This is a genomic window from Pseudomonadota bacterium, assembly GCA_013285445.1.
GTDB lineage: Bacteria > Pseudomonadota > Gammaproteobacteria > Xanthomonadales > Wenzhouxiangellaceae > Wenzhouxiangella.
In genome coordinates this window covers 3,031,355-3,055,645 of sequence record CP053448.1, presented here as the reverse complement: position 1 = coordinate 3,055,645, position 24,291 = coordinate 3,031,355, and the positions used below count along the sequence as shown (strand labels likewise).

General features: G+C 59.9%; 20 protein-coding genes. 13 read left to right on the top strand and 7 right to left on the bottom strand.

Features of this window, described 5'->3' with window-relative positions; all coding sequences use genetic code 11:
• Nucleotides 1–35: 35 nt before the first annotated feature.
• Together HND55_13630 and HND55_13625 are read right to left on the bottom strand one after the other, a co-directional pair.
• Entirely contained in the window at nucleotides 36–596 is a 561-nt protein-coding gene (locus tag HND55_13630; GenBank protein ID QKK03611.1) for a helix-turn-helix transcriptional regulator, read from the bottom strand.
• A complete protein-coding gene (locus HND55_13625; protein QKK03610.1) occupies nucleotides 587–1,390 on the bottom strand; it encodes a TIGR04255 family protein in 804 nt (267 codons plus the stop codon). The genes HND55_13630 and HND55_13625 overlap by 10 nt, the downstream gene beginning before the upstream one ends.
• A gap of 235 nt (nucleotides 1,391–1,625) precedes the next feature.
• On the opposite strand from HND55_13625, the gene HND55_13620 reads away from it, so the two are divergent.
• Nucleotides 1,626–7,994, top strand: coding sequence for a DEAD/DEAH box helicase (locus HND55_13620; GenBank protein QKK03609.1), 6,369 nt, complete (start codon nucleotides 1,626–1,628; stop codon nucleotides 7,992–7,994).
• A 13-nt stretch (nucleotides 7,995–8,007) separates the two neighbouring features.
• Nucleotides 8,008–10,146: a DEAD/DEAH box helicase gene (locus tag HND55_13615; GenBank protein ID QKK03608.1), complete on the top strand. Its 2,139-nt coding sequence runs from the start codon at nucleotides 8,008–8,010 to the stop codon at nucleotides 10,144–10,146.
• A 70-nt stretch (nucleotides 10,147–10,216) separates the two neighbouring features.
• On the opposite strand, the gene HND55_13610 is transcribed toward HND55_13615, so the two are convergent.
• Entirely contained in the window at nucleotides 10,217–10,435 is a 219-nt protein-coding gene (locus tag HND55_13610) for a helix-turn-helix transcriptional regulator (GenBank protein QKK04115.1), read from the bottom strand.
• 175 nt (nucleotides 10,436–10,610) lie between these two features.
• On the opposite strand from HND55_13610, the gene HND55_13605 reads away from it, so the two are divergent.
• The 7 genes from HND55_13605 (at nucleotide 10,611) to HND55_13575 (ending at nucleotide 16,401) form a co-directional block, all read left to right on the top strand.
• Complete coding sequence (locus HND55_13605; GenBank protein QKK03607.1) at nucleotides 10,611–10,850, top strand: hypothetical protein; 240 nt, start codon at nucleotides 10,611–10,613, stop codon at nucleotides 10,848–10,850.
• The gene (locus HND55_13600; GenBank protein QKK03606.1) at nucleotides 10,843–12,072 is read left to right on the top strand and encodes a DUF3596 domain-containing protein; all 1,230 of its coding nucleotides are present in this window, start codon (nucleotides 10,843–10,845) and stop codon (nucleotides 12,070–12,072) included. Before HND55_13605 ends, HND55_13600 begins: the two co-directional genes overlap by 8 nt.
• Complete coding sequence (locus tag HND55_13595; protein ID QKK03605.1) at nucleotides 12,072–12,485, top strand: hypothetical protein; 414 nt, start codon at nucleotides 12,072–12,074, stop codon at nucleotides 12,483–12,485. Before HND55_13600 ends, HND55_13595 begins: the two co-directional genes overlap by 1 nt.
• Nucleotides 12,478–14,085 carry a DUF3883 domain-containing protein gene (locus tag HND55_13590; protein ID QKK03604.1) on the top strand — a complete coding sequence of 536 codons (1,608 nt, stop codon included), beginning with the start codon at nucleotides 12,478–12,480 and terminating at the stop codon, nucleotides 14,083–14,085. Before HND55_13595 ends, HND55_13590 begins: the two co-directional genes overlap by 8 nt.
• A gap of 101 nt (nucleotides 14,086–14,186) precedes the next feature.
• Nucleotides 14,187–14,633 carry a hypothetical protein gene (locus HND55_13585; protein ID QKK03603.1) on the top strand — a complete coding sequence of 149 codons (447 nt, stop codon included), beginning with the start codon at nucleotides 14,187–14,189 and terminating at the stop codon, nucleotides 14,631–14,633.
• A gap of 820 nt (nucleotides 14,634–15,453) precedes the next feature.
• Nucleotides 15,454–15,864 carry a hypothetical protein gene (locus tag HND55_13580; GenBank protein QKK03602.1) on the top strand — a complete coding sequence of 137 codons (411 nt, stop codon included), beginning with the start codon at nucleotides 15,454–15,456 and terminating at the stop codon, nucleotides 15,862–15,864.
• 111 nt (nucleotides 15,865–15,975) lie between these two features.
• Entirely contained in the window at nucleotides 15,976–16,401 is a 426-nt protein-coding gene (locus HND55_13575; protein ID QKK03601.1) for a sel1 repeat family protein, read from the top strand.
• A 586-nt stretch (nucleotides 16,402–16,987) separates the two neighbouring features.
• On the opposite strand, the gene HND55_13570 is transcribed toward HND55_13575, so the two are convergent.
• Genes HND55_13570 through HND55_13560 form a run of 3 tightly spaced genes read right to left on the bottom strand, consistent with a single transcriptional unit; the run spans nucleotide 16,988 to nucleotide 19,223 of the window.
• Nucleotides 16,988–18,526, bottom strand: a complete 1,539-nt coding sequence (locus HND55_13570) for an IS66 family transposase (GenBank protein ID QKK03600.1) — start codon at nucleotides 18,524–18,526, stop codon at nucleotides 16,988–16,990.
• 18 nt (nucleotides 18,527–18,544) lie between these two features.
• On the bottom strand, nucleotides 18,545–18,928 hold the full coding sequence (gene tnpB, locus HND55_13565) for an IS66 family insertion sequence element accessory protein TnpB (GenBank protein QKK03599.1): 384 nt from the start codon (nucleotides 18,926–18,928) through the stop codon (nucleotides 18,545–18,547).
• Nucleotides 18,912–19,223 carry a hypothetical protein gene (locus HND55_13560; protein ID QKK03598.1) on the bottom strand — a complete coding sequence of 104 codons (312 nt, stop codon included), beginning with the start codon at nucleotides 19,221–19,223 and terminating at the stop codon, nucleotides 18,912–18,914. The genes tnpB and HND55_13560 overlap by 17 nt, the downstream gene beginning before the upstream one ends.
• A 38-nt stretch (nucleotides 19,224–19,261) precedes the next feature.
• Between HND55_13560 and HND55_13555 the strand changes: the two genes are divergently transcribed.
• From HND55_13555 to HND55_13540, 4 genes are all read left to right on the top strand, one after another.
• Nucleotides 19,262–19,753 carry a hypothetical protein gene (locus tag HND55_13555; protein QKK03597.1) on the top strand — a complete coding sequence of 164 codons (492 nt, stop codon included), beginning with the start codon at nucleotides 19,262–19,264 and terminating at the stop codon, nucleotides 19,751–19,753.
• 332 nt (nucleotides 19,754–20,085) lie between these two features.
• A complete protein-coding gene (locus HND55_13550; protein QKK03596.1) occupies nucleotides 20,086–20,598 on the top strand; it encodes a hypothetical protein in 513 nt (170 codons plus the stop codon).
• A gap of 172 nt (nucleotides 20,599–20,770) precedes the next feature.
• Nucleotides 20,771–22,195, top strand: a complete 1,425-nt coding sequence (locus HND55_13545) for an IS1380 family transposase (GenBank protein ID QKK03595.1) — start codon at nucleotides 20,771–20,773, stop codon at nucleotides 22,193–22,195.
• A 40-nt stretch (nucleotides 22,196–22,235) separates the two neighbouring features.
• Complete coding sequence (locus HND55_13540) at nucleotides 22,236–22,682, top strand: hypothetical protein (GenBank protein QKK03594.1); 447 nt, start codon at nucleotides 22,236–22,238, stop codon at nucleotides 22,680–22,682.
• A 612-nt stretch (nucleotides 22,683–23,294) separates the two neighbouring features.
• On the opposite strand, the gene HND55_13535 is transcribed toward HND55_13540, so the two are convergent.
• On the bottom strand, nucleotides 23,295–24,200 hold the full coding sequence (locus tag HND55_13535; protein ID QKK03593.1) for a cation transporter: 906 nt from the start codon (nucleotides 24,198–24,200) through the stop codon (nucleotides 23,295–23,297).
• Between the last annotated feature and the right edge of the window lie 91 nt (nucleotides 24,201–24,291).

Here is a 24,291-nt window from a genome sequence, read left to right as displayed (position 1 = left end):
TTGATTGTCGCCCCTACATTCGACACTGATGGTTTCTACTCGAAAGGATCCGGAATCACCTCGGCGGTTTCATCCAGGTCTGCCAGCTTCAGGCGTTGTCCGGCAAAAAGAATTCGCTCAACATCCACTGGGTCTTCATTCAGCAGGTCGAGCAGCGTCTTTTTCCGCATGATGGGTTCGTGCAGGTGACTCTTTGGGTATGGATAGGCTTCGCGTCGCCAGTTCAATGCGGCCTCGCGGAGCCTGAAGATCCGCCTTTGGTGTTGACGGTTTGGTACAACGCCATCATCGAGCCATTTGTAAACTGCCTTTCGAGTGACACCGCATGCATCCGCAAGCATTTCCATGGTCAGCCCAAACGTCGTTCGAATCGACTGCAGGGCTTCCGTGATCGGGTTGGCCCGGGTTGATTCGCTTCGCGTCTGGGTGTGGACCAGAACCCGCAGTTGACATCCGGTTGCATCGAAGCTCGGCATTTCTGCGTGAGGTCCACCTGTGCTGTCCCAGGTAAACGGCGACACCCCGGACATGCAGGCGCTGGCCGCCATGAATCGCGCCATGCGTTTCGTTTGCGGTTTGCAGTGGCTTAGCGCCATTTTTCATTCCTCGCAAAATCCGTGGTGACGTTCCAGAATGCTTCTCGGGCAGGTTCGTGGAGCATATCAAGACGCTTGATCGCCTGATCTACGTTGAACTCGCTAGTTGCCTGGTTTGCATCCTGCCAATAGTGATCAAAATCCAGGACTGCGGTGGCACGATCGTCCGGGACCTCAATCGGCGACTTGAGTCCAAAAAGGTCTCTTACATCAGGCATGAAACTTTGGCCATGGCAGCCCAGTAGCGCTCGAATTGCAAGTGTTCCGGACGGTGTGCTGAATACGGTCTCGGTTGTATGTCGGGCCACTGGCAGCGGCTTTTCGCCAAACGATGGCCATGGCAGGAACGTGGCCTGCAGGTAATCGGACAAATCCTCGTCTGCTTCCGGCACGACTGCGTCGTTGAAGCGTAGTCCAACTCTTTTCAGGTCCTTCAATGGCATGGCCGCCCGAAGTGCAGCAAGCAGTTCCCTGACCTTCCTGGAAAAACCGGAGAAGCGCGGGTACCGGGTTGTTGAGAATATCAGCCGGTTGGCCTCCAGCTGAACAGATTCACCAGCCTCATCTGCATGCCAGCGCAGCAGCGGGCTGGCGGTGATGCGAAGTCCGTCGACCTCGAAGCGGGCATTCTGAACGGTGTTCTGCATCGCTCGACCGCCCATTCGGGCGTCCAGTTGCTCTCGGAAGGACCACAATTCCTCGCTATCGAGGTTGAGCGGGGCAAAGCGAAATTCAGCCACAACCAGTGTAAGTGGCTGTTTCCCAAGCTTCGGATACCCCTCTGTTTGGCTCACCTGATGCTCCATGGCTGCCTGGAGTATACACAAAAGTACACATTTGGTGTGAGTGTGGACAACGAAGTCTGTGTGCGGTTCGTTCGGGAACACCAGCGCGCCATCTTCCTGATGAGAGCGATGTCGGGCCAGCGGCCCTGGAGCGCGATCAGGCCCAAAGGATAAAGCAGTCCGCGATTGTGTAACATGGCTTGTATGTGCCGGATTCAGGGGAGGTCATAGTGAGGGGAGGGGTGTGTTCCCGTCGATAGTTGCCAGCGAATTGCAGCAAGCCATCCATGGCTTCCTGCACGCCACCTTCCCGATGACAACCCCCGGCTTTCGGCGGGATGACGGGCGCACGATGATCGACGATTTTCTCGATCAGCAAGGCGTGTTGTTCAAGGGTCCGTATGTCAGCCTCGGGTTGCCATTCCGAACAGGTGAAGGTGCCGAGCTGCCATTCAGCCGGATTGCGCCGGAGTTCAATCCTTATCGTCATCAGGTCAGTGCATTTCGCCGGCTGTGTGCCAGCCCGCCCCGGTCCACACTGGTCGCCACCGGCACCGGTTCGGGCAAGACTGAATGCTTCACCCTGCCGATCCTGGATCATTGCGCCGGGAATCAGGGCAAGGGCATCAAGGCGATCATCATCTACCCGATGAACGCGCTGGCCGGCGACCAGGCCCAGCGTCTGGCTAAAGCAGTCTTTCGATATCCCCAGACCCGAGGGCGCATCCGCGTAGGACTGTATACGGGTGACAGCGAAAGCTCCCTGCAGCGCCAGATGAGCAAGGACTCGGTGATTACCTGCAAGGAAACCCTGCGGGACAGCCCGCCCGATATTCTGCTGACAAACTACCGCATGCTGGATTTCCTGCTGATGCGCCCCGGTGATCAGGAACTGTGGAAGCACAACGATGGTGATCAATTACGGTTTCTGGTTGTCGATGAGCTACACACCTTCGATGGCGCGCAGGGCACCGATCTGGCTTGCCTGATTCGTCGTTTGAGAACGCGACTGGCGCCAACCGGTGATCTGGCCTGCGTCGGAACTTCGGCCACCATTGGCGGGGCCGAAAACGCTCGGGCATTGCTGGATTATGCCGGAGAGATCTTTGCGGCCGATTTCGATGATGACTCGCTGATACTCGAGGACCGGCAAAGCCCGGTTGAGTTTGCCGGATCGCAGAGTGCGGAGCTGCGAGAGTGGCCGACTACTGCGACCCTGCACCGGCTTTCTCCCGAGTTTGCGACCAGCCCGCTGGACTTTCTGCAGCGCCAGGCTGCGCTCTGGCTGGGTGAGGCAGCCCCTCGTCTGATTGATGGCGATGAAGGAATTGCTTCGCGGATTGAGCTTGGCGAACAATTGCGCCGCCATGAGGCGGTTCGCGATTTGCTCGAGCGCTGTCAGGGCGTCGCCTCGATGGCTGACCTAGTGAGGGCCTGGCAACATCGGCTGGACGTTGACGAGGAACGGGCCCGAGCCATGCTCGACAGCCTGCTGGCCCTGATCTCCTGGGCGCGTGCCGGCGGCGGTGAGGCCGGGCAAGCAGCGCCTTTCCTTCAGGTTCGACTCCAGCTGTGGCTGCGTGAACTCAATCGTCTGACTGCCCGAGTCGATGCCAAACCGGAACTGCTGTTCAGCGACGACCTCAGTGGCGAGGATGTGCCATTCAGCCTGCCGGTAGCGCATTGTCGGGAATGCCACACCAGCGGCTGGGTTGGGACGCGCAAGCCAGATGCGGACGAACTGGGCCATGACCTACAGAAGATCTACCGGGCATGGTTTGGCCGTCACCCCGATGTCTGTCTCATGATTCCGGCCGACCGGTCTGCTGATCTGCAGCGAATCAGCCATCTCTGCCCAGCCTGCCGCAAACTGGTCTCGGCCAGGGCCGAATGTTGTCCCGATTGCGCGAGCGATGCGTTGATCAGGGTCTGGCTGCCGATCATGACCCGGGAAGCCGCCAGCGATGAAGCGCGCTCGTTGCTGTTCGACAATCGCTGTCCGTCGTGTGATTCCCGAGACAGTCTGAGCCTGATGGGCTCGCGGGCCGCTTCCCTGGCCAGCGTCTGGATCGGTCGCCTGTACGCTTCGCGCTTCAACGATCACCATAAGTTGATCGCGTTTTCTGACTCGGTTCAGGACGCCGCGCACCGCGCCGGGTTTTTCGGTGCGCGCACCTACAACGATACCGTTCGGGCCGCGCTGGCGGAGCTGATCGAGGTCGAGGGCGAGGGCCAGCCCCTGAGCCTGCTGGCCGAACGGGCCCCGCGCTACTGGCGGGAACGCTTGCGTAGCGATGCCGACTTTGTCGGCACCTTCATTGCCCCCAACATGACCTGGCTGCGCGACTACGATGCGCTGAAGTCTTCGGAGGATGGCAAGCTGCCCCGTGCTTCCAACTTGCCGGAGCTGGTCGAGAGGCGCCTTGAGTGGGAGGTCTATCAGAGCTTCGGCCTGCGCGCCCGCATCGGCCGCACGCTGGAACGACAGGGCCGTGCCGCTGTCGGGCTGGAGGCTCGGCGGCTCGATGAAGTGGCGGAGCGGCTGCATGTGGTCTGGCGCGAGGAAATCGGGCAACTGACCGATCTGGAGCTGCGTCAGGTGCGCCGCTTTCTGGCCGGCTTTCTCTGGCGACTGCGCACTCAGGGCGCCTTCTATCACCACTTTCTCGACGGCCTGATCGAAAACAAGGGCAAGCCGTTCGTGCTGACCCGCTCGAACTTCATGCCGCATTACGGCATGGGCGTGCGTCCGCCTGCGCTGCTTACGCTCGAGCCGGTCAGCCACTACTTTTCCGCGCTGCATCGCGAAAAGGGCAGCTGGTTCTATCAATGGTTTTCTCGCCTGATCGCCAGTGGCGAGGCGGTACTGGCCACTGCCGAGTATCGCCAGGCCATGACGCTGCTCGTCAAGGTGCTTTCGCAGTCGAAGCTGCTGCTGGAGCGCTCGGTCGGCGGGCAGTCGGTGTGGGGATTGAGCGCAGAGGACTGGCTGGTGACTCGCCAGGTCCAGACCCTGGGATGCAGCGCTTGCGGGCATCGAATTCAGGTTCCGGCCGGCGACTTGGCGCGCTGGAACGAGCTGCCCTGCCTGCGCAATGACTGCGCCGGGTGCTACGGAATTCCGGAAGAAAGACAGGGGCAGCGACCCCCGTCCAGGGGCTTGCCGCGGCGGCTGGTGCCTGCCGAGCATACCGGTCTGCTCGACGCCGATACCCGCATGATCGTGGAGCGGTCATTCATGCAGGGCGAGCGCCCCTGGCATATCAACCTGCTCTCTGCGACGCCCACACTTGAGATGGGTATCGATATCGGTGATCTGTCGACGGTGCTTTTGTGCTCGGTGCCACCCGGGCAGGCGAACTATCTGCAGCGCATCGGCCGCGCCGGGCGCCGCGATGGCAACAGCCTGGCCCTGACGGTGGCCAACGGCCACCCGCACGACTTGTACTTCCATGCCGAGCCGGAGCGGATGATTGCCGGCCAGGTGGAACCGCCCGGGGTATTCCTGCGCGCCACGGCGGTGCTGGAGCGTCAGCTCATGGCCTGGTGCTTTGACCGATGGGTGGCAGAAGAGCCCGAAGACGCGAAGATACCGATGCGGCTCGGACAGGTGCTCAACCGCGTGGAGGTCCGCGGAAACGAGGATTTCCCGGTCAATTTTCTCGATTTTGTCGAGCGAAATGAAGCAGAGTTGTTCGAGCAGTTCCGCGCGCTGTTCCCCGATCTGGACGAAGCCGGCCAGCGGCATCTGAAAGCCTATCTTGGGGGCGACGGCAGCCAGCAGCAGCCCAGCCTGAGCTGGCGGCTGGACAATCGCCTCAAGGAGCTTGCCGCTACACGCCGGGAATGGTCGCGGCGTATCGAGGCGCTGAAGAAGCGCCTGCAGGCGCTTGAAAAAGAGCCTGAAGACGAGCGTGTGCTCGAAGAGCTCGAGCGGGTTCGATCCGAGCGCAGTGCGCTGATGGCGCTGCGGCGACGAACGAATGACCGCCATACTTTCAATTTCTTCACCGACGAAGGGCTTTTGCCCAACTACGCTTTTCCCGAGGAGGGTGTGACGCTGCAGTCGGTCGTGATCAGGCGCTTGAGCAAGGCCGAGCGAGAAGAGGACGGTCATACCAGGTCCTACCAGAAGATCAGCTACGAAATGCAGCGGCCCGCCCAATCGGCGCTGAGTGAGCTGGCGCCACTGAACCACTTCTACGCCGTCGGCAGGGCGGTGCAGATCGATCAGGTCGACCTTTCTGCCGGCAATGCCAGCCCGCAGAGCTGGCGCCTGTGCAACCAATGCCAGTTCATGGAAAACATCGACGCCAATGGCGATCGCCACGCTGCCTGTCCGCGCTGTGGCAGCAGCCAGTGGGCAGATACCGGCCAGCGTCAGTCCCTGCTCAAGCTGCGCCAGGTTTATGCGACGGCCGACGATCGCGCCAGCCGCATCGGCGACGACAGCGATCAGCGTACGCCGAAGTTCTATAACCAGCAGATGTTGGTCGATATCGATTCGAGCCAAACTGGTCCGGCCTGGCACATCAAGCAGGAAAGTCTGCCGTTCGGATTCGAGTATGTGCCGCTGGCCACGCTCAGGGAGGTCAATTTCGGGGAACAACGTGGCCAGGAGCGGGAAATTGCCGTGGCCGGCGAGCTGTCCTCGCGCCCGGGTTTCAAGGTCTGTCGGCATTGCGGAAAGGTACGCTCCCCTGATCCGCGCCAGCAGCGCAGGTTCGAACATGCCTTCGACTGCAAGTTGCGCCGGCCTGGGGCAGTCGAGAGCGACGACGACTACTTCGAAGCGTTGTACCTGTATCGCGAACTGAAGTCCGAGGCGGTGCGCATCCTGCTGCCGATGAGTGAGATCGGTTCGTCCGATGTGCGCCGGCGCTCGCTGATTGCCGCACTTCAGCTGGGCTTGCGCCGTTACTACCGCGGAAAGGTCGACCATATCCGCGTGACCAGCTATGCCGAGCCGGTCACCGGAGGAGCCGGTCACCGGCAGTACCTGGTGCTCTACGACAGCGTTCCCGGTGGGACCGGCTATCTCAAGGAATTGTTGAGCTACGGCGAGAAGCTGATGCGCGTGCTCGAACAGGCTTTGGAAGTGTTGCGCGATTGCGCCTGCCGCGAGAATCCTGATCTGGATGGCTGCTATCGCTGCATTCTGGCTTGGCGCGAAAGCCGCCACATGAAAGAGATCTCGCGCTCTGTGGCCGAGGATCTGCTAGGCAAGATCGTCGAGGCGCGCGATCGGCTCGAGGCCATCGAGCACCTCAACAAGGTGCCGATCAACGCCCTTCTCGAAAGTGAGCTGGAACAGCGCTTCCACGATGTGTTGGCGCATGACAGCGGTCTGAGCTTCAAGCGTCAGCGTGTCAACGAAACAGCCGGTGCATTCATCACCGTACCAGCGCCGGAAGGTGAATCGCCCATGGGCTGGAACCTGGAGTTGCAGGTTCGCCTGGGACGGGATCACGATGTGGCCGTCGGCACGGATGCCGACTTCGTGCTCTGGCCGGCCCGGGAGCGTCCGGGCTTTCTTCCTGTGGCGGTGTACCTCGATGGATTTCGCCATCACCATGACCGCAATGCCGACGATGTGCTCAAGCGTCAGGCCATCCTGGACAGCGGAAATTTCCGTGTCTGGTCGTTGAACTGGCACGACTTGCCGCTCGATGGGGCGAGAATCCGCAACCCGGCCGGGCCCTTGCTCGGGCGTGGACAGGACAGCGGGATGATCGCGCTGCTCGATCGTCTGGCCCGCAGCGGTGATTTCGAACCCTATCTGCACCACAACGGCCTGATCGGAGAGGGCCCGTTTGCCTGGTTGCTGCTCTACCTCTCCGGCAGGGCCGAGGCTCTGGACCGACTGAGGCAGGCCGCATTCTCGCGTGCCTTCGGCTGGCTGCGCCAGGACAGCGTGCGTCAGCGTGAGCTTCGTCGGATGGTTTGTGAGGAAGTGGTTCGTCGCACCCCCTGGCACCTTGCCGAAGCGGTGGGCGCTGACGGGGACGGGAGCGACCGGGTTTTTGGCGGGCTGCTGGAGAGTCTGGGTACGGCGGCCGATCATGTGGCTGCGGTGGCGGCTTTGCCGCAGGACGCCATGCGCCGTGCGATGGGCGGCGAGATCGAAGCGCTTTCCCGGCAACTGCACCTGCTGTGGATGCTGGATGATCGGAGCGCGGCCATGGATGAGCGGTTCGAGGCAGCTTGGGCCGGGTTCTGGGGCGCGTCGAATTTGCTGCAGTTTCTGGATCACTTCAGCCTGCTCAGTGCCGACGGCGTCGATCGTGGTTTGTACACTGCTCCGATGGGGCTGGGGCTTGCCGAACGGCCCGTGTCTTCGGCCTGGAGCGACCTGGCGGAGCTCAGCCTGCTGCCTGGCGATGAAATCGAGGCCCTGGAGCGCGCCGGCTTTCCGGTGCCGGAATCCGGTCTGGAAATCCGGGATGCTTCCGGGGCTGTCATCGCCGAGCTGGAGCTGGCCTGGCCGGACCAGAAGGTCGCTGTGGTGCTCGAGGCCGATGACCGGGAAACGGCGAGCAAGCAGGGATGGAATGTTCTGGACAACCTTGACGCAAACTCACTCACCCGGCTCGAGCGCTGGCTGGTCGAATGACGGAAAGAAGCCCATGAGCATGCAACCAGTCATCAGTTTTTCAGTCGATATTCTCGACTGCCTGGCCAATATCCCCAAGCAGGAGAACAAGCGGGTTCGCAACTTCATTACCAAATTCCGCCAGGATCCGTTCAGTTCGGGGATCAACTACGAAAAAATCAATGATGCCGCTGATCCGAACTATCGGTCGGTGCGCATGGGCGACAACTACCGCGGCATCGTGCTCAAGCCGGACACGGGCAATGTCTACATTCTCCTCTGGGTTGCCAAGCATGACGACGCCTATGACTGGGCCCGCCGGAATCGCTGCAACATCCATCCGGAAACCGGCAGTATTCAGGTGTTCGATGCCACGCATGTCGAGCCTGTTGAACAGCCTGAGGCCAGGCCGCAACGGCCGGAAGTGCCGCCGTTGTTTCATGAACGGCGTGATCGGGAACTGCTGCGCCTGGGTGTACCCGAAGAGCGGCTCGACCTGGTACGTGAAATCCATACCGAAGAGGAGCTCGAAGCCCTGGAAGAGCGGCTACCGCGCGAGGCCTTCGAGGCGCTTTACCTGCTGGCCGCTGGCACTGATCTGGATGAGGTCATGCGCGAGTATGCGCTGCCGGCCGGCCCGGTTGACACTACGGACTTTGCATCCGCGCTGGAGCGGGATCATTCCAGGAGGCGCTTTGTCGTCGTGGACGATGACGTCGAGCTGGAGCGGATTCTCGATGCGCCGCTGGAGAAATGGCGGGTTTTTCTGCACCCCTCGCAGCGTCGAATCGTCGAATGGGAATGCAATGGCCCGATTCGGGTTCTTGGCGGCGCCGGAACCGGCAAGACCGTGGTCGCCATGCACCGGGCGCGCTGGCTGGCGCGCAATGTGTTCGCCGGGCGCGATCAGCGCATCCTGCTGACCACGTTCACCGCCAATCTCGCGACCGATATTCGCGAAAACCTGAAGAAGATTTGCCAGCCCGAGGAGCTGGATCGCATCGAGGTTATCCACGTCGATGCCTGGGTGTCGCGGTTTCTGCGCGCCAGCAAATACCCGCATCGAGTGGTCTACTCCGGTCAGCCGGCCATGCGCAAGCTCTGGCAACTGGCGCTCGATAATGCGCCGGCCGAGCTAGACCTGCCTGAAAGTTTTTACTTCGAAGAGTGGGACCGCGTGATCCTGCCGCAGCGGGTCACCAGCAAGACTGACTACTTCCGGGCCCGGCGCATCGGTCGAGGCGTGGCACTGAACCGTCGCCAACGGGCACAGATCTGGCCGGTGTTCGAGGAAATGCACATGCGGCTCCAGCAGCAAGGCTTGCGGCCGGCTGAAATGGCCAAGCAGGACGTCGTCGAACTGATGAACGAAGGGCAGAGTTTCCGCCCTTACGCCTCGGTCATTGTCGACGAAGCTCAGGATATGGGGCCGGATGCAATGAAGCTGATCCGAGCCATGATCCCGGAAGAACGTCCCAACGACCTGTTCATTGTCGGCGACGGTCACCAGCGCATCTACCGCAACCGCTTTGCGCTGAGTCACTGTGGCATCAATATTCGCGGGCGCAGCCGAAAGCTGAGAATTAACTATCGGACCACGGAAGAGACGCGATGTTTTGCCGTTGCCGTTCTGGAAGGCCAGGAGATCGATGACCTGGATGAGGGTCTTGATACCAGCATGGACTATCGATCCCTGATGCACGGCAGGCCGCCGGAAATCGGCTTGCTGGACGATCAGAAGACCGAACTCGACTGGATTTCCGAGCGCATTGAAGAATTGCTAGAGCGTGGTATTGCGGGTGCCGATATCTGCGTGGTGGCTCGCACCAACCGTTTGGTAGCGCAGCTGGAGGAGGGCCTGAAGCAGCGGGAACTGGCCACCCGACGACTGAGCCGGGATGCCGGTGATGATCGCAACCAGGAGGGCGTGCGCCTTGCCACGATGCATCGGGTCAAGGGGCTGGAGTTCAGCTACGTCTTCCTGGCTTGCATCAATGCCGGGATTTGTCCGTTGGAGGCAGCCGTTGGCAATACCGAGGACCCGACTGAGCGACGCTCCAGTGAACTCAACGAGCGGGCGCTGTTCCACGTCGCCGCGAGTCGCGCAATACGCCGTCTCTGGGTCAGCAGTTCCTCAGAGCCAAGCGCGTTCCTGACTCAGAATGCTTCCTGAGTCAAAAAGGCTCGGTAACAGGACGCAACGGTTGATGCTCAGATTCTAGAAGACGCCTGATTTCTCGAGTTCATTCGCTCTCGGCCGTCGGAGAAACGTACTCGAAGAGCTCACCCACCCCGCAATCGAGAAACTCGCAAAGGGCGTCAATCTGATCCAACTCTACCCGCGTCGCGGTCTCGTGGTAGAGGCGAGTGACAGTGTTTCGGTTCAGCCCCGTTTCCCTTGCTACGTCGGCGATACGGAGCTTTTTCTCACCCATCAGTGAGGATAGGTGGCACTTAATCATTCTGACCTCCCAGGCGGCAGAAATAACCTGCAGAAATAAAAAATAACCCACAGAAGGGCAAAATAACTTGCAAAAGGTCATCGTTGTGCATAATATGACCTACAGCAGGTCATTTTAACCCGCAAGAAAGCAAAACGACCTGCTCCAGCTTACCACTCACAACCTGGAGAAGTCGATGACTACTGAGTATCTGACGACTGAGCAGCTCGCTGAGCGAATTCAGTACGAGCCCCGCACCATCCTGACGCGTCTGAAGGATGAGGTGATGAAAGAGGGCGTTCACTACATCCGACCCTTCGGACGCCGGAAGATCCTTTGGCTGTGGGACGCGATCGAGCGAGACATGGCAGACTTTTCGCAGTCTCGCGCCCCGGTCATTCCGATGGCCAAGGGCCGGGTGGCCAGCCATGGGTAAGGTGCGCGTCCGCCCTGAAACTGGCCGTTTGTACCTGGATTTCACCTACCACGGCGTTCGGTGCCGAGAGTACACGGCGCTTTCCGACAAGCCCGCGAACCGGCGATCCGTCCAGAAGCTGCTGGATAGGATTGAGCGTGAGATTGCCCTCGGAACCTTCAATTACGGAAGCACCTTTCCGGGCAGCAAGCTCGCCGACCGTTTCGTGGGGCTGGAAGCTGGCGGAGGATCGGCTGCTGGCCGTGCCGGGGCAGGGGGAGTAGACCACACCCCCCGCTTCCGAGCCTTCGCCGAAACCTGGGTCGACGAGAACCGCCCCGCCTGGCGCCGCTCCTACGAGGAAACGGTGATCGGCACCCTGAACCAGTACTTGCTGCCGAGGTTCGGCAACCGGACGGTCGGCTCGATCACGCGCGCCGAGCTGCTGGCGTTCCGGGCGGATTTGAGCAAGACGGTCAGTGTGCGCGGCAAGCCGCTGAGCAACACCCGGATCAACAAGATCATGGGGTTTGCCCGGCAGATCCTGAATGAGGCGGCCGACCGCTACGAGTTCCGGCGCTCGTTCCAGGGCATTAAGCCGCTCAAGCAGAAAAAGCCGGATATCCACCCATTCACGCTCGAGGAGGTCAACCGGATTCTCCAGACCGTGCGGTCGGACTATCGCAACTACCTGGCCGTGCGCTTCTGGACGGGACTCCGGACCGGTGAGGCCAACGCCCTGCGCTGGGACCGGATCGATTTCGACAACAACGTGATCCTGGTCCGCGACACCCTGGTACGCGGGCGGCTGCAGAGCGACACCAAGACCTACGACTCCGCCCGGGATGTGCCGATGCTCCCGCCGGTACGTGACGCGCTGCTCGACCAGCGCCGGCGCGTGCCCAAGGGCGTGGACTGGGTGTTCTGTACCCGCCGCGGCTCGCCGATCGACAACCAGAACTTCACCAAGCGCGTCTGGGCGCCTCTGCTGGCCGAACTCGGCCTCAAGTACCGTCGGCCCTACCAGACCCGCCACACGGCCGCGACGCTGATGCTCGGCGCCGGTGAAGCACCAGAGTGGATTGCCCGGGTGCTGGGCCACACCACCACCGAAATGCTCTTTCGGGTTTACAGCCGTTACGTGCCCAACCTGACCCGTCAGGACGGCTCGGCGATGGCGCGCCTGCTGGCCTCCCAGGCCGGCGCACTCAACTACAACGACAACAACCAGGAGGACGACTGATGAACGAGTCCATTCCCCGTCTCCGTCCGCAGGCGCTTGCGGACTACCTCTGGCACCGCTTCCAGATTAGGCCCGGGCAGGCCATGTGCCTGGCCCTGGGCCAGCCCGACACCCGCGACAACTACGAGGCGCTGGTCGCCTGGGCGCGCGAGGCCATCGAGCGCTATCGCATCCAGGGCCCGGAAGACCTGGTCAACCTGATCGAGGGCGACCTGTTCGAGCAGATGTTCGACGCCGGTCTGGCCGGCGGCATGGTTGAAATGCAGCCGGTTCCCGAGCCGGTGAGCAGCCGCCTGTTTGGCCCGCTGGACCGCCGGCAGGCCGAGCGGGTCGGCATCCGTGCCAGGAAGCCGGCCTCGCACAACCCCGCGAACAACATCATCGACTTTGCCGGGAGGACGCGCCATGAGTGAATTCCGCGACATCGACTTCCGCTCCAAGGCCTTCAGGGGCGGCAACCTCAAGCGCACGTTCGACTTCGCCGTGCGCGGCCTTCCGCGCCACATGCTGCGCGGTGAGCAGTTCGTCGACCCCGACTGGGCGTTCGGCATCTACGAGCGCGAAATTCGGCAGCTCGATGACTTCAACATTCACCCCAAGTGGTTTTCCTCCGGGGTGCTGGGCGCGGCGCTGATCAGCCTAAAGCTGTGCCCCCAGACGCAGGAGCTGTGGCGCCGATTCGCGCAGCATGAGGTATACCGAGACGAGATCGGCTCGGACGCACCGGGATTCCTGCGTGACCTGGTCGAGCGCCACCAGAACGACCGGCGTCTGACCCGCAGCCAGTACTACCAGATGTTCCTCTTTCAGGCCGCACTGGCGATGGCGCGGGCCTGGACACACCACGGCAACCCGGATCTGCGCTACCAGTTCCTGCCACCGGTGCCGGATGCAGCCGAGCTGATTGCCGAAGTCCGCACGCTCTGCAACGAGCGACACTCACTGACGGGCTTTCGCCCGCCCCGGGTGACCCGGGACCACTGGGTCGAGCTGCAAATGCCCCAGGTCGTCCACGAACCCGATTACGAGCAGGTCTTGCAGCTGGCCCAGTGGGCCGCAACCCTGGAAGAGACCCCGCCGAGCGCAGACGCCCTTGAGGAAGCGCTGGCGTGGGTGGCTCAGCCCCACCCGCCGCTGGAATTTCGCCATCCGGCCGTGCTTGCTGCCACGGTGGTCACCATCGCCCAGGCACCCGAAAGCCGGGATTTGTGGAACCGGGTGTTCGGGTTTCTCGGCTGCCGCAAGCCCAACAACGGCCGTAAGCCGTATTCGGATCTGTCGGCCTGCCTGATCGACTGCATCCGGCTGGCCAACCGCAGCAATGACCCGGAGCGGGCCGCAACCGCGCTCTATGGCCGCGCCCGGGTTCTCGTCGACCTGTGGCTCGAGGATCCGGATCAGTGGCGCGTGGCGCTGCCCCGCGCCCCAAAGGAGCGGCCGCTGGACGATCTCTGGGCCGATCTCAACGTCAACTTCGCCCCGCAGGTCATCTTCGAGTGCGAGCGCCCTGCGCTGATGCTGGATCCCGATGACGATGAATCCGGCGGGGAGGGCGGCAACGGAGCAGCCAGCCGGAAGAAGCCCGACCCGGATACGGCCCGAAAGCGCCTGGAAACCGGAGAAGCGGCCGAGCAGTGGTTTCTGAACAACTACCAGTCCGTGTACCCGGAGTTTCGTGGGGTTCCCCTGGTGGACTGCCGAGAGCGCCGGTCTGGGTATGACTTCAAGCTCAAGCCGAAACAGGAGGGGCCCTGGCGCGTTGAGCTCAAGAGCCTCTCCAAAGGCGGAGCGGTCAGCCTGACCAACCGCCAGTGGGAGCGGGCCCAGCTCGAGGGCGAGAACTACTTCCTGATCATCATCCGGGGCATCCAGAGCGACCGCCCGAATGCGATGGTCATCCGCAATCCCTTTGCGAAGCTCAAGCCCAAGCGGCAAAAGCCCGTGCAGAGCATCAGCTGGCGCCTCGAAAGCGACGATCTGGAGGAGGCCGCTGACAACTCAGAGGAGGAATGAGTTGCGCACTACCAGCCCCGGGTGAGCCTGAAACGGCAAGCCCGGGGCCGAGCCTCCCGGTCCCACATCTGACCACTAACAACTAAATCCAGGAGACTGTCATGCACCCGAATCGAAGGTTTGAGATTTCTGAGGGTATCTTTGCCGCCCGGCTGGCCCATGGCCCGCTGACTCGGCGGGAGACCCGCTACCGGGCATTTCTGAGCTGCGAGTTCTGGGAATTGCTCGATGTTGACCCGTGGCTGGCCACGGCCCGGCCCACTGCGCAGGGGCAACGGATTCTGGTTCCGCTGATCCGCCAGGTGCTGGGGCACTCCGGAGAACTTCCGGCCAGCATGGTGGACTGGGTTCGCCTCTATCGCCGGCTCGTCCAGCGCATTCTGGAATACTTTGACGCCTGGCGTCGGCCTGCTCGCATCCATCGTGAGCAAACGCTGACGCGACGGGCTTCGGGCTCAATTTCTCGCGTTGGGCCCAATATCGGACGCTCGGCCGAGGTTGTCCCGATCCACGCGACGCGAAGCCCTTGCGGAGTGACCAGCCCGTAGGACTCTGGGGCTAGATCCGCAAAGTTCCCGCGCCATGAACAAGAACACCGCTCCCAGAAGCCTCAGCCAACGCACGGTAAACCGCATCCAGCCGGGCCAGTGGCTGTCCGAGAATCTCGGCTACGGTCATGGTTCATTACAGGTGCGCGGGACAAGGACCGGAGGACGGTATTACCTCCGCATTGGCGGAGGCAGTGCACGCATCCCCCTCGGCGTCGCGAAGGGCCAGGGGCGCCTCACCCTCGACGAGGCAAGGCAGCGTGCCTGGGAAGCTTCAGCCGCTGGGCGCCATGGGCCCGCCCATCAAAAGACACTGGGCGGGTTGCTGTCGGCGTACTGCGAAACTCTCGCTCAGGAAGGCAAGAGTAGCCATGGAAGTACCCGGGCACTCCTGCGCAGGCACGTGCGCGACCCTCACCCGCGGTTGTGGGAGCAATCCGCTGGATCCATCACCGCTCAGCAGCTCGTCAGTGTCCTTGACCCGCTAGTCGCGGAGCAAAACCTTGGGACAGCTACGAAGCTCCGATTTAGCCTGAGTGCAGCGTTCAATCGGGCTCTCAGGGCTGACCTATGCGCCCAGTCCCCATTGATGCGCGGATTTGACCTCAACCACAATCCCGTAGCGCTGATCGCGCCAATATCGCTCAGTCGGAAGACGCCAGACCGAGTTCTGACGATCAGCGAGCTCCGTCAGCTTTGGGATGCCCTACAAGGCCTACGAACCCCTGCGGGGGCCATACTGCGCTTCTACATGCTTACGGGCGGACAGCGGGTTACCCAACTGCTACGCGCCGGCCGAGAGGACCTAGTCGAAGGTGGCGTGATGCTCTACGACCGAAAGGGCCGTCGGGCCGTCCCTCGTCCGCACCTGGTGCCGATCATTGAACCTGCCCGCCGCGCTCTGGAGGAAGTCCCAGTCGGTGGGTCGTATCTCCTTAAACTCAGGAGTGGCGAGGCAGCACCGCACCACGCTACCTTGTATCGTCACCTCCAGTCCGTTGCCAAGGGCCTTGAGGATGAGGGAATGGCCCGAGGAGGAATCAATTTCGCCGCAATTCGCCGCACGATTGAGACGCAGTTGGCCGCTACAGCTGTGACGGCAATCGTCCGCGGACACCTCCAGAGTCACGGTTTAGACGGAATCCAGGCCCGCCACTACGATCACCACACCTACTTCGACGAAAAGCGGTCAGCGCTAGAAACGCTCTACCGCCTGATGACCAAGGCCTGATCAATCGGCCACCGGAAGAATCAGACCTTAGTCGGTATTGGTTTACGGTTGCAATCTGACTGAAAGTTCGAAATAGTATTCCGTCAGAGTTGGTGCCAGGCAGACTACGGCGTGGCGCAAGATCATGCCGAGGCAGATAACTGGCATCAAAGGGCCGCCGAGCAGGGCCATCGGGAACGTCAATACCAGCTTGCCCGCTCGTGCCTCCACAGTCGGGGAGTAGAGCAAGACTATGTCGAAGCGGGGAATTATCATCGGCGGACCGCCGAACAAGGGCATGCCTCGGCCCAGGTCGAGCTAGGATCTCTATATGAGAGTGCGGGGAGAACTTCCAAAGACAGAATCGAAGCCGTGAAGTGGTCTCGACGAGCTGCTGAAGAAGGCGACGCAACGGGGCAAGATTGCTCGGACCTATATATTGGGTTAGGCGGGACGTCCTTCGAGATTACATACAAGCGCACAAATGGTTCAATCTGTCTGCGTCACAAGGCCATCAAAACGCGGCCGAGAATCGATGTACGGTCTCCCAAAAGATGATTCCGGCACAGGTTGCTGAAGCGCAAAGGCATGCGCAGGAGTGGTTGGAGCTCAGCCAAGCCCTAAGCCTCTCACCTGCATGCTAGATGCTTTTAATGTTGGAGCATGATGCGCCACGGATAATGATTTAGGCACTATTGCAGCAGGTAGGCAACTAGATTTGAAAGTTACTGGGCGGGCGTATGAGCAATAAAGGTACCGACTCTGCAGCAGGGTTTATCATCCTCGCAGTTCTGGCTGTTGCCATTCTAGTTGAAGGTCTTAAGTGGATCTTTGGGATTCTTTTTTTATTAGCTAAATATGTAGTTTTACCCGGCGCGGCACTATTCTTAATTTTTTGGTCATGCTATTGGCTCGGACTTCGTGTGTATCATGCGGTAAACCCTAATGCGAAGCGAGAGTATTTGGAACGCAAGGCTAGAGAGAAAGCCCAAAAAGCGAAGCGAAAGGAAAGGGAAGAGGCCAGGCATCGTGCTCAAGTCGCCCGTAACAAAGCTAAGGCGTCTGCTCGGGCGAAGCGAAAAGAACGTGAAGTTCGTGCATTAATCGAGCAGAGAGAGTACGCGCGAAGAAAGAAGGTAAGCGCCTACAAATCCCCACCCTTGACGTTGCCCGGCAGTAATGCGTCAATATCGTCGATGGTTTCGGCCAGTGGCAGCTCTTGAAAAACCTGACGCAGGTAGGCATAGGGCTCGATGGCGTGGCCCTTGGCGGTTTCGATCAGGCTGTAGAGGTTGGCGCTGGCGCGAGCGCCCGCTGGTGACTTGGAGAACAGCCAGTTCTTGCGGCCGATGGCGAACGGCCGGATGGCGTTTTCGATGGCGTTGTTGTCGATCGGGTAGCGGCCATCGTCGAGGTAGCGCACCAGCGCTGGCCATTGGTTGTGCAGGTACTGAAGCGCTTCGCCCAGCTTGGTCTTTGGGGCGACACGCGGCAGTGTCGTGGTCAACCAGGCGTTCAGCTGGTCGATGACGGGCTGTGACTTGTCCTGGCGCAAGCGGTGGCGCTCGGTCGGGTTCAGCGCCTGGGCTTCGCGCTCGATCCGGTAGAGCTTGCCGATCAGCGCCAGGGCCTGATCCGGGCGTCCGATCTTGCCCTTTGGCTGGAGCTTGGCGGCATCGAAGAACTTGCGCCGGGCATGGGCCCAGCAGCCCAGACGGGTGATGCCATGGTCTCGACAGGCCGCGCCATAGCCGGAATAGGCGTCGGCCATCAGGGCACCGGAGAAGCCTTCCAGGCGCGCCACGGGCACATCGCCGGCACGACTGGCTTCGTAGTGATAGACCCGCAGCCGCTGCCCTGGTGGGCCAGATCCCATGACCCACATGTAGCTGTTGCTTCGTGCCGGCTTGCCGGGTTCGTCGAGGACCTGGACGGTGGTCTCGTCCATGCCGATGACCGGGGCTTCGAGGATCTGCTCGGTCAGACGATTGATCAGGGGCTGGACCAGCTTGCCGCAGCGGATCATCCAGTTGGCCAGGGTGGTGCGGTCGAGCTCGACGCCCAGCCGCGCGAACTGCTGAATCTGTCGGTACAGCGGCAGGGCGTCGACGTACTTGGCCGTGGCGATGTAGGCCAGCAGGCCCGGTGCGGCCATCGACTTGCCCAGCGGCTGGGCGGGCTTGGTGGCGGTGGCCACATGCCCTTCGCAGCAGGGGCAGGCGTACTTCAGCCGGACGTGGCGGATGACCTTGACGCTCGCCGGAATGATATCGAGCTGCTCGGAGGTCTCCTCGCCGATGCGCTCCAGAACCGCACCATCGTGCGGACAGACCTTGTCGGCCTCGGGCAGGTCGTGAATGACTTCCTCGCGCGGCAGCTCCGGCGGCAGGGCCGGCCGGCCCCGACGCTGGCGAGAGTGCGGCTTGACAGCGACCTCGGGGGGCTCGCTTGCCGCGATCTCCTCGGCTTCGTTGAACAGGCCCAGCTGATCTGCACTGGCCTGCTCGCTGGTGCCGGCAAAGGTCTTGCGCTGGAAAGTGCGGATGATCTCTTCGAGCTGATGAATGCGCGCTTCGCGCGCCTCGAGGGTTGCCTGCTGGCTGGCCAGCTGCGCCTGGAGAGCGGCGATCTGATCGGCCGTTGAGGGATCTGCAACAGAGGCTTTGTTGACGGCCGACGACATGCAGAAAGTATAGCATAATCAATAGCATGAAGCACCACCAATCAACGAATTAGTGGCCGAAAAGTGCAGTTGTTGATGGCCCTGCATGCGCATCACATCAAAACCCTCGAGCAGCCAGTTGAACTCACGCTCGCCCCAGCGGATCACGCCGTCGGCATGCTTGCGCGGCCACTGGAACTTCGCCTTCTCCAGGCGCTTGTACCAGAGGCAAAAGCCGGTCTGGTCCCAGTAGAGCACCTTGAGCCGGTCGCGGTGGCGGTTGCAGAACACGTACAGCGCATCGGCGAACGGATCCAGGGCCATCTGCTGCTCGACGATGGCCGCCAGGCCGTCAATGGACTTGCGAAAGTCCACCACGTCGCGGTGCAGGTAAACCTTGGGCAGGTCACGAAACAGACGCATCGGCCAGCTCCCGCATCAGTTGGGCGACCCAGGCCGGACAAGCCGAGCTTGGAAGCTCCAGCGCGACACCGCGCCACGACACCGCTATCTGGCCGGTGAGCTGAGACGGCATCGGCGGCGCGACCGCGACCAGGCCCTGATGCGTATCCGCCTCGCGCAGCGCCTTGCGGCGCCGGTAGAAGGACTTCGGTGTCAGGCCATGGCGCTGACAGAACTCAGCCACCGACTCTGCGCCGGCAGCCTGCTGCGCGATCAGCTCTCGCCACTGATCGGCTTTGAGGTAACGTCTGCTCACTTGCTTGCTCCATCCTGAAAATCGATGGAATCAGCATAGTGATCTATGCGTCGTTGAGAAGAGTGTCGGTTCGTAGGCGCTTACGAAAGAAGGAGGAGCATAGAGACGCTGACCAACAGGAAACCCCGTACACCTATGAGATTGGAAGGCATGGAAATGAATCTCTTGCCATCCGGTATGGCATCGCCAACCAGGAAAAAAAGGTCAAGGAATACTGGTACTTTGCAAAGGGTGGTGAACGTAAGAGAAACCCTGAAAGAGACAGTGTCTTCTACGAGCCCGCCAAAACCATCAGGTTGCAAAAAACGGAACGTGTTGGCAAAGATTTGTATAACGTGCTTTTGACCGAATTTAGGGACCGCAAGGCTAGAGCGGTGATAGAAGTAGGCACAGAGTATGTTAAGACGTTTTATCCCCTTGATGACAGTTGGTTTCAAAGGCATTCGGAGCTAGAGAACACATTAAAAGGTAATAGCTCCTTTAATTTAAAGGAATTGGCTACCTTTCACATCCAGAAAGCTGTGAAGTGAATTGTCCCGCAATTATTCGAAATCCGCGGGCCGAATTTGATCAGCTGCAGGGCGGAGCCTGCTAGTGACCCTTGCGCAAGGGTTGTTGGTAGACCCTTGCAAAAAATTCCGTGGGCCCTGACAAAGGGTCAGCAGGCCACTCCGTGCCGATCTGTCTTAATGTGGGTGCCAATATGAAGGGCTAGCTGGGTGGCTAGCCAATGCCTCGCTCTGGATCTTAGCCATGACTTGCCAGAACATGCCTTTTCCACCCCGGACGCTTCAGAGCACCCCTAGCCCTATGCCGACTTACGGTAGTAAGCTTGAAATAACGCCATTTTGAGGATGTATGCATGGAATCTAATTCCGCTGACGTGATTTTTCAGCAGTCGAGTCGTGAGCATCTCTCAGAGCTCTGCGATCATCTGTTCCGGCTTTTACTCCATACGCTTATCGAGCACCGGCTTGCTGAGAGTCCTGAAGATCTACACTTCATGCTGAGTGAGCTCGATAAGGTCCCAGCCGGAGATTTGGGTGAGAGTCTGAACCGATTGATCGTGGCAAGGTTTGTTTCAGCTGACGGTCGACCCTTACTGCTTCGACCTCGCCAGTATGTTCGTCCGCTTAGATCGATAGATCGCGAGGCAGCTGCGGCTTGGGACGAAATATTTTCCATCTGTTCGCTGATTTTGGTCTATCGCAATAATCATCAACATCAACCAGACAGCGAACCGTCCAGGACGCATAATCTCGTCTTGGTTGGTGCCATAGCCCGACTTCAAGAGCTAGGAAAGCGGCTCTTGCCTCCCGAAGGAAAGAGAGCGATCAGTGATGATGGGTTCTATTTAAACCCTACTGTTGCATAAATTCCGGACTTTGAGGCGCTCAAAGTCAATGACCGTGGGCATTTGACAGCGTTTTTATAGGTGTCGCCAAAACTCACCGTTGGTGAGGTTACGCGACGCTGAATTTCAGGCCCGAATCAGCGTGCATAACCCCTTGAAAATAAGAAGCGGCCAGACCGTTGCGATATAATTGGTGGTGACAAAACCATTACCAAAAAACGCACACGGAGGGCCGCTTGAGATGAAGTATAGCAAAGCTGATACCGTTCAGAAAACCCATCATCTTCCCACGCTGAAGTTCGAGGACCAGCAGCTCACTTCGTTTTCCGGATTGCTGCTTTTTCAGCAACTGTTCAACCTCATCGATCTACGTGAAAGTCTGCGTTTGTGCTTCCGGCACCAGGAAGTGGGATCGATCTTCGGCCATGGCCGCATTGTGTTGCTGTTGATTGTGCATTTCGTTCTGGGCTTTCGTCATCTGCGTGAGATGCGGTTTCATGCCGGCGACCCAATTGTCCAGCGAACTGTCGGTCTCAAACGCACGCCAGATGTGGCCACCGTCAGTCGCGTCCTGGCCGGTACCGATCGCCAGTCAGTGAACAAGTTGCAGAAACTGCTCACTGACCTGGTGCTGGATCGCCTGTTGGACCTGCAATTGACCACCGTGACGCTGGACTTCGATGGCTCGGTACTGTCGACCGGCCGATTTGCCGAGGGCACCGCGGTTGGGTTCAATCGTAAGAAGAAAGGCCAGCGCAGCTACTACCCGTTGTTCTGCACGGTGGCCCAGACCGGACAGGTGCTCGATGTCCTTCATCGCTCTGGCAATGTCCACGACTCCAATGGCGCCGCGGCCTTTATTCGCGGCTGTGTAGGCCATATCCGGCAGGCCTTGCCGGGGGCGCGCATCGAGACCCGCCTGGACGGGGCGTTCTTCAGTGACCAGATTGTCAGCCTGCTCGACCAACTGGGTGTCGACTACAGCATCTCGGTCCCGTTCACCCGACTGCCAGCGCTCAAGGAGATCGTCGAGAATCGGCAGCTGTGGTATCACGGTAGTGCAGGCATGCAGTACTTCGAGCTCCAATGGAAGCCGAAATCCTGGCAGCGGCGCCATCGCTTTGTGGTGATTTGCAATGAGGTCAAAATCCAGTCCAAGGAACCGGTCCAGCTGGATTTGTTCCAGCCTTTCAAGACCGGATGCGATTTCAAGGTGGTCATCAGCAACAAATCGCTTTCGGTTCCCCGCCTGATCGATTTCCACAACGGCCGGGGATCCCAGGAGGGCATCTTTGGTGAATTGAAATCGGAAAACGCCCTGGGCTATGTACCGACCCGGACCTGGACCGGCAATCAAACCTACATGCTCGCAGCACTGCTGGCCCACAACCTGACCCGTGAGTTGCAAATGCGCATCCAAGCACCTCACCGACAAACCAACTCCAAGCGTGCCAGTCTTTGGAAGTTCATGAACATCAACACGGTCAGGAGGCAGTTTGTTCAACGTGCCGGTCGCCTGATCCGTCCCCAGGGCAGGCTTGTGCTGTCAATGAGCGCCAATGCAGCCGTCAAAGAGGACATGTTGCATATTCTCGATGTTCTGAAAGACGCCGCTTAGGCCGGAAACCTGCCGGAATTTATGCAACACTGGGGTAAACTTGCTTTCAGAATTGACCTCTAAGGACCAAGACAAAGGGAAGAAGGTCGTTGGAAGTGCGAAGAAAGAAAATCAGTTGGCTTCATCGCACGAGGAGTTGCAACGCCCCGAAGCACTAACGTCAGAGGTGATGAGTGTGCTCACGCGAATCGATATTGCAGGCTGCTCGAGATTATTTTCTGGCATTTTTGGCGACAAGGGACTAGATCGCCCGCAGTTTAGAGACTCATCGAAAGAGTACAATTCAAAAGTACAAATAGCCGTTGCAAGCGTTCTAGCAAAGCTTTCGGAAGATAAGCGGGAGGCCATCATGGGCTTTTTCTTTGAGGACCCTGACCCTGAAGAAAGTGTTGACGTCGAGGTGGTCCAGAAAGCACTTAGGATGATTCGTCATCCGACAAGGTCCGAATCACTTCGGAAATTCTTATATAGAGTGCCTGATCAGTGAGTATGGCGCGGCAAAACCGAATAGACGGGCGGAGCCTAATCGCCAATGAGGGTCGCTGTAGTTCGCTCATCGAGTAGCGAAGTACAACTAGTACTGTGTTGAGAGGCGGGCCTGCCCCGAGACGCTCCTATAAACAGACTGTTGGGAGATGAAAGCCTCGCCTTTGGCGCCACCGTAGCGCGTGTGGTCGTTTCTCACCGCTTTAGTGACGAAATGCGTGGCGAGTTCCAGTGTCGCGCTTCTGCAATACTAAGGGTGCTCTACCCCTATTAAACACAAAGTTACGGCGGGGGGTGGCGACCCTCATTACCGTTCATCGAGGGGCGCTTTGCATGGGTTTAGGTTGTTCCCTTGCACAGCGCTCGAGCCTTGGCACACCGGAAATCCCGCGCAGCGGGTGCCCGGTTGATCGTCTCTGGTGCCCGTTTGCACCCGTTGAATCTGGACTGCAGCACTAGCCCGAGGGCTGATCAACAGCCGGGGGCGACTTGTCCGTGCAGTTCGCCGTGGAAAGCTGTCAGTGGCCGTGGCAAGCGGGCCAACTGCATGAAATCGCGAAATTCGAAAGACTCAAGGCGTTCCAACTGACCTCATCGTGAAAGTCTGAGGTGTCTAAGAAGTAGGGGAAGTCCAATCCTCGGTCTCATCCCGGCAAGGTTCCTGAGACATTTCGATTTCAATTGTCGTATGTGTCAGCTCAAATGGTAGAAGCGCCTCACCTATTGATTCCTTGACGGTGCCGTACTGCTCTGCGTTGAAATCGATATCCACCACAATGTGGGCCGTCAGCACATGATGCTCGCCATCGAGGGACCACAGGTGTTGGTGATGAACTCCGCAGACGCCATCCGTTTCGAGAAGTGTTTGCCGGATTCGCTCATGAAGTGCACGGTCGGGAGCCGCCTGGAGAAATAGCTTGCCGGTAGCCCATAGATTGCGGATCACGTTGACAAGAATGAAAAGGGTGAAGCCAATCGACAGCAATGGGTCGAGGATGGGCCAGTCGGCGAACTGCAGTACGACGGAAACCACCAGTACGGCCACCCATCCCAGAACGTCCTCGAGCAAATGCCAGTTTAGAACTTTCTCGTTCAGGGTGCTGCCTTTGCTCATTCGATAAGCCGCGACCCCGTTGACTGTAACCCCAAGGATGGCCAGTGCAAACATACCCTCCGTGACTGGCATGACCGGGTCGGTGAGTCGAGGGATGGCTTCGCTCAGGACCCACAGCGAACCACCGATTAACACCACACTATTGACGAATGCGCCGAAAAGCGTCAACCGGCGGTAACCGTAAGTGAACTCACTATTGGCGGACTTTCGTCCTTGCCGATCCAGCAACCAGGCGCTGCCGAGGGACAAACTGTCCCCCAGGTCGTGCACTGCATCGGCCATGATGGCGGTGCTGTTGGTCAGCAGACCGCCCACAAATTCGATGACGGTAAAGCCCAGGTTGAGGAAAAAGACCAGTCCAATCCGTCTGGAGCTGGCGCCGTGATCGTGACTGTGGTCGTGCATCGATGCATCTCCTGTGTTTCAGGTCATCCGGTTCGATGGACACCAGCGCACCCAGCTCGAAGTTCGAGCCGGGGGTGCTGGACATTTCACG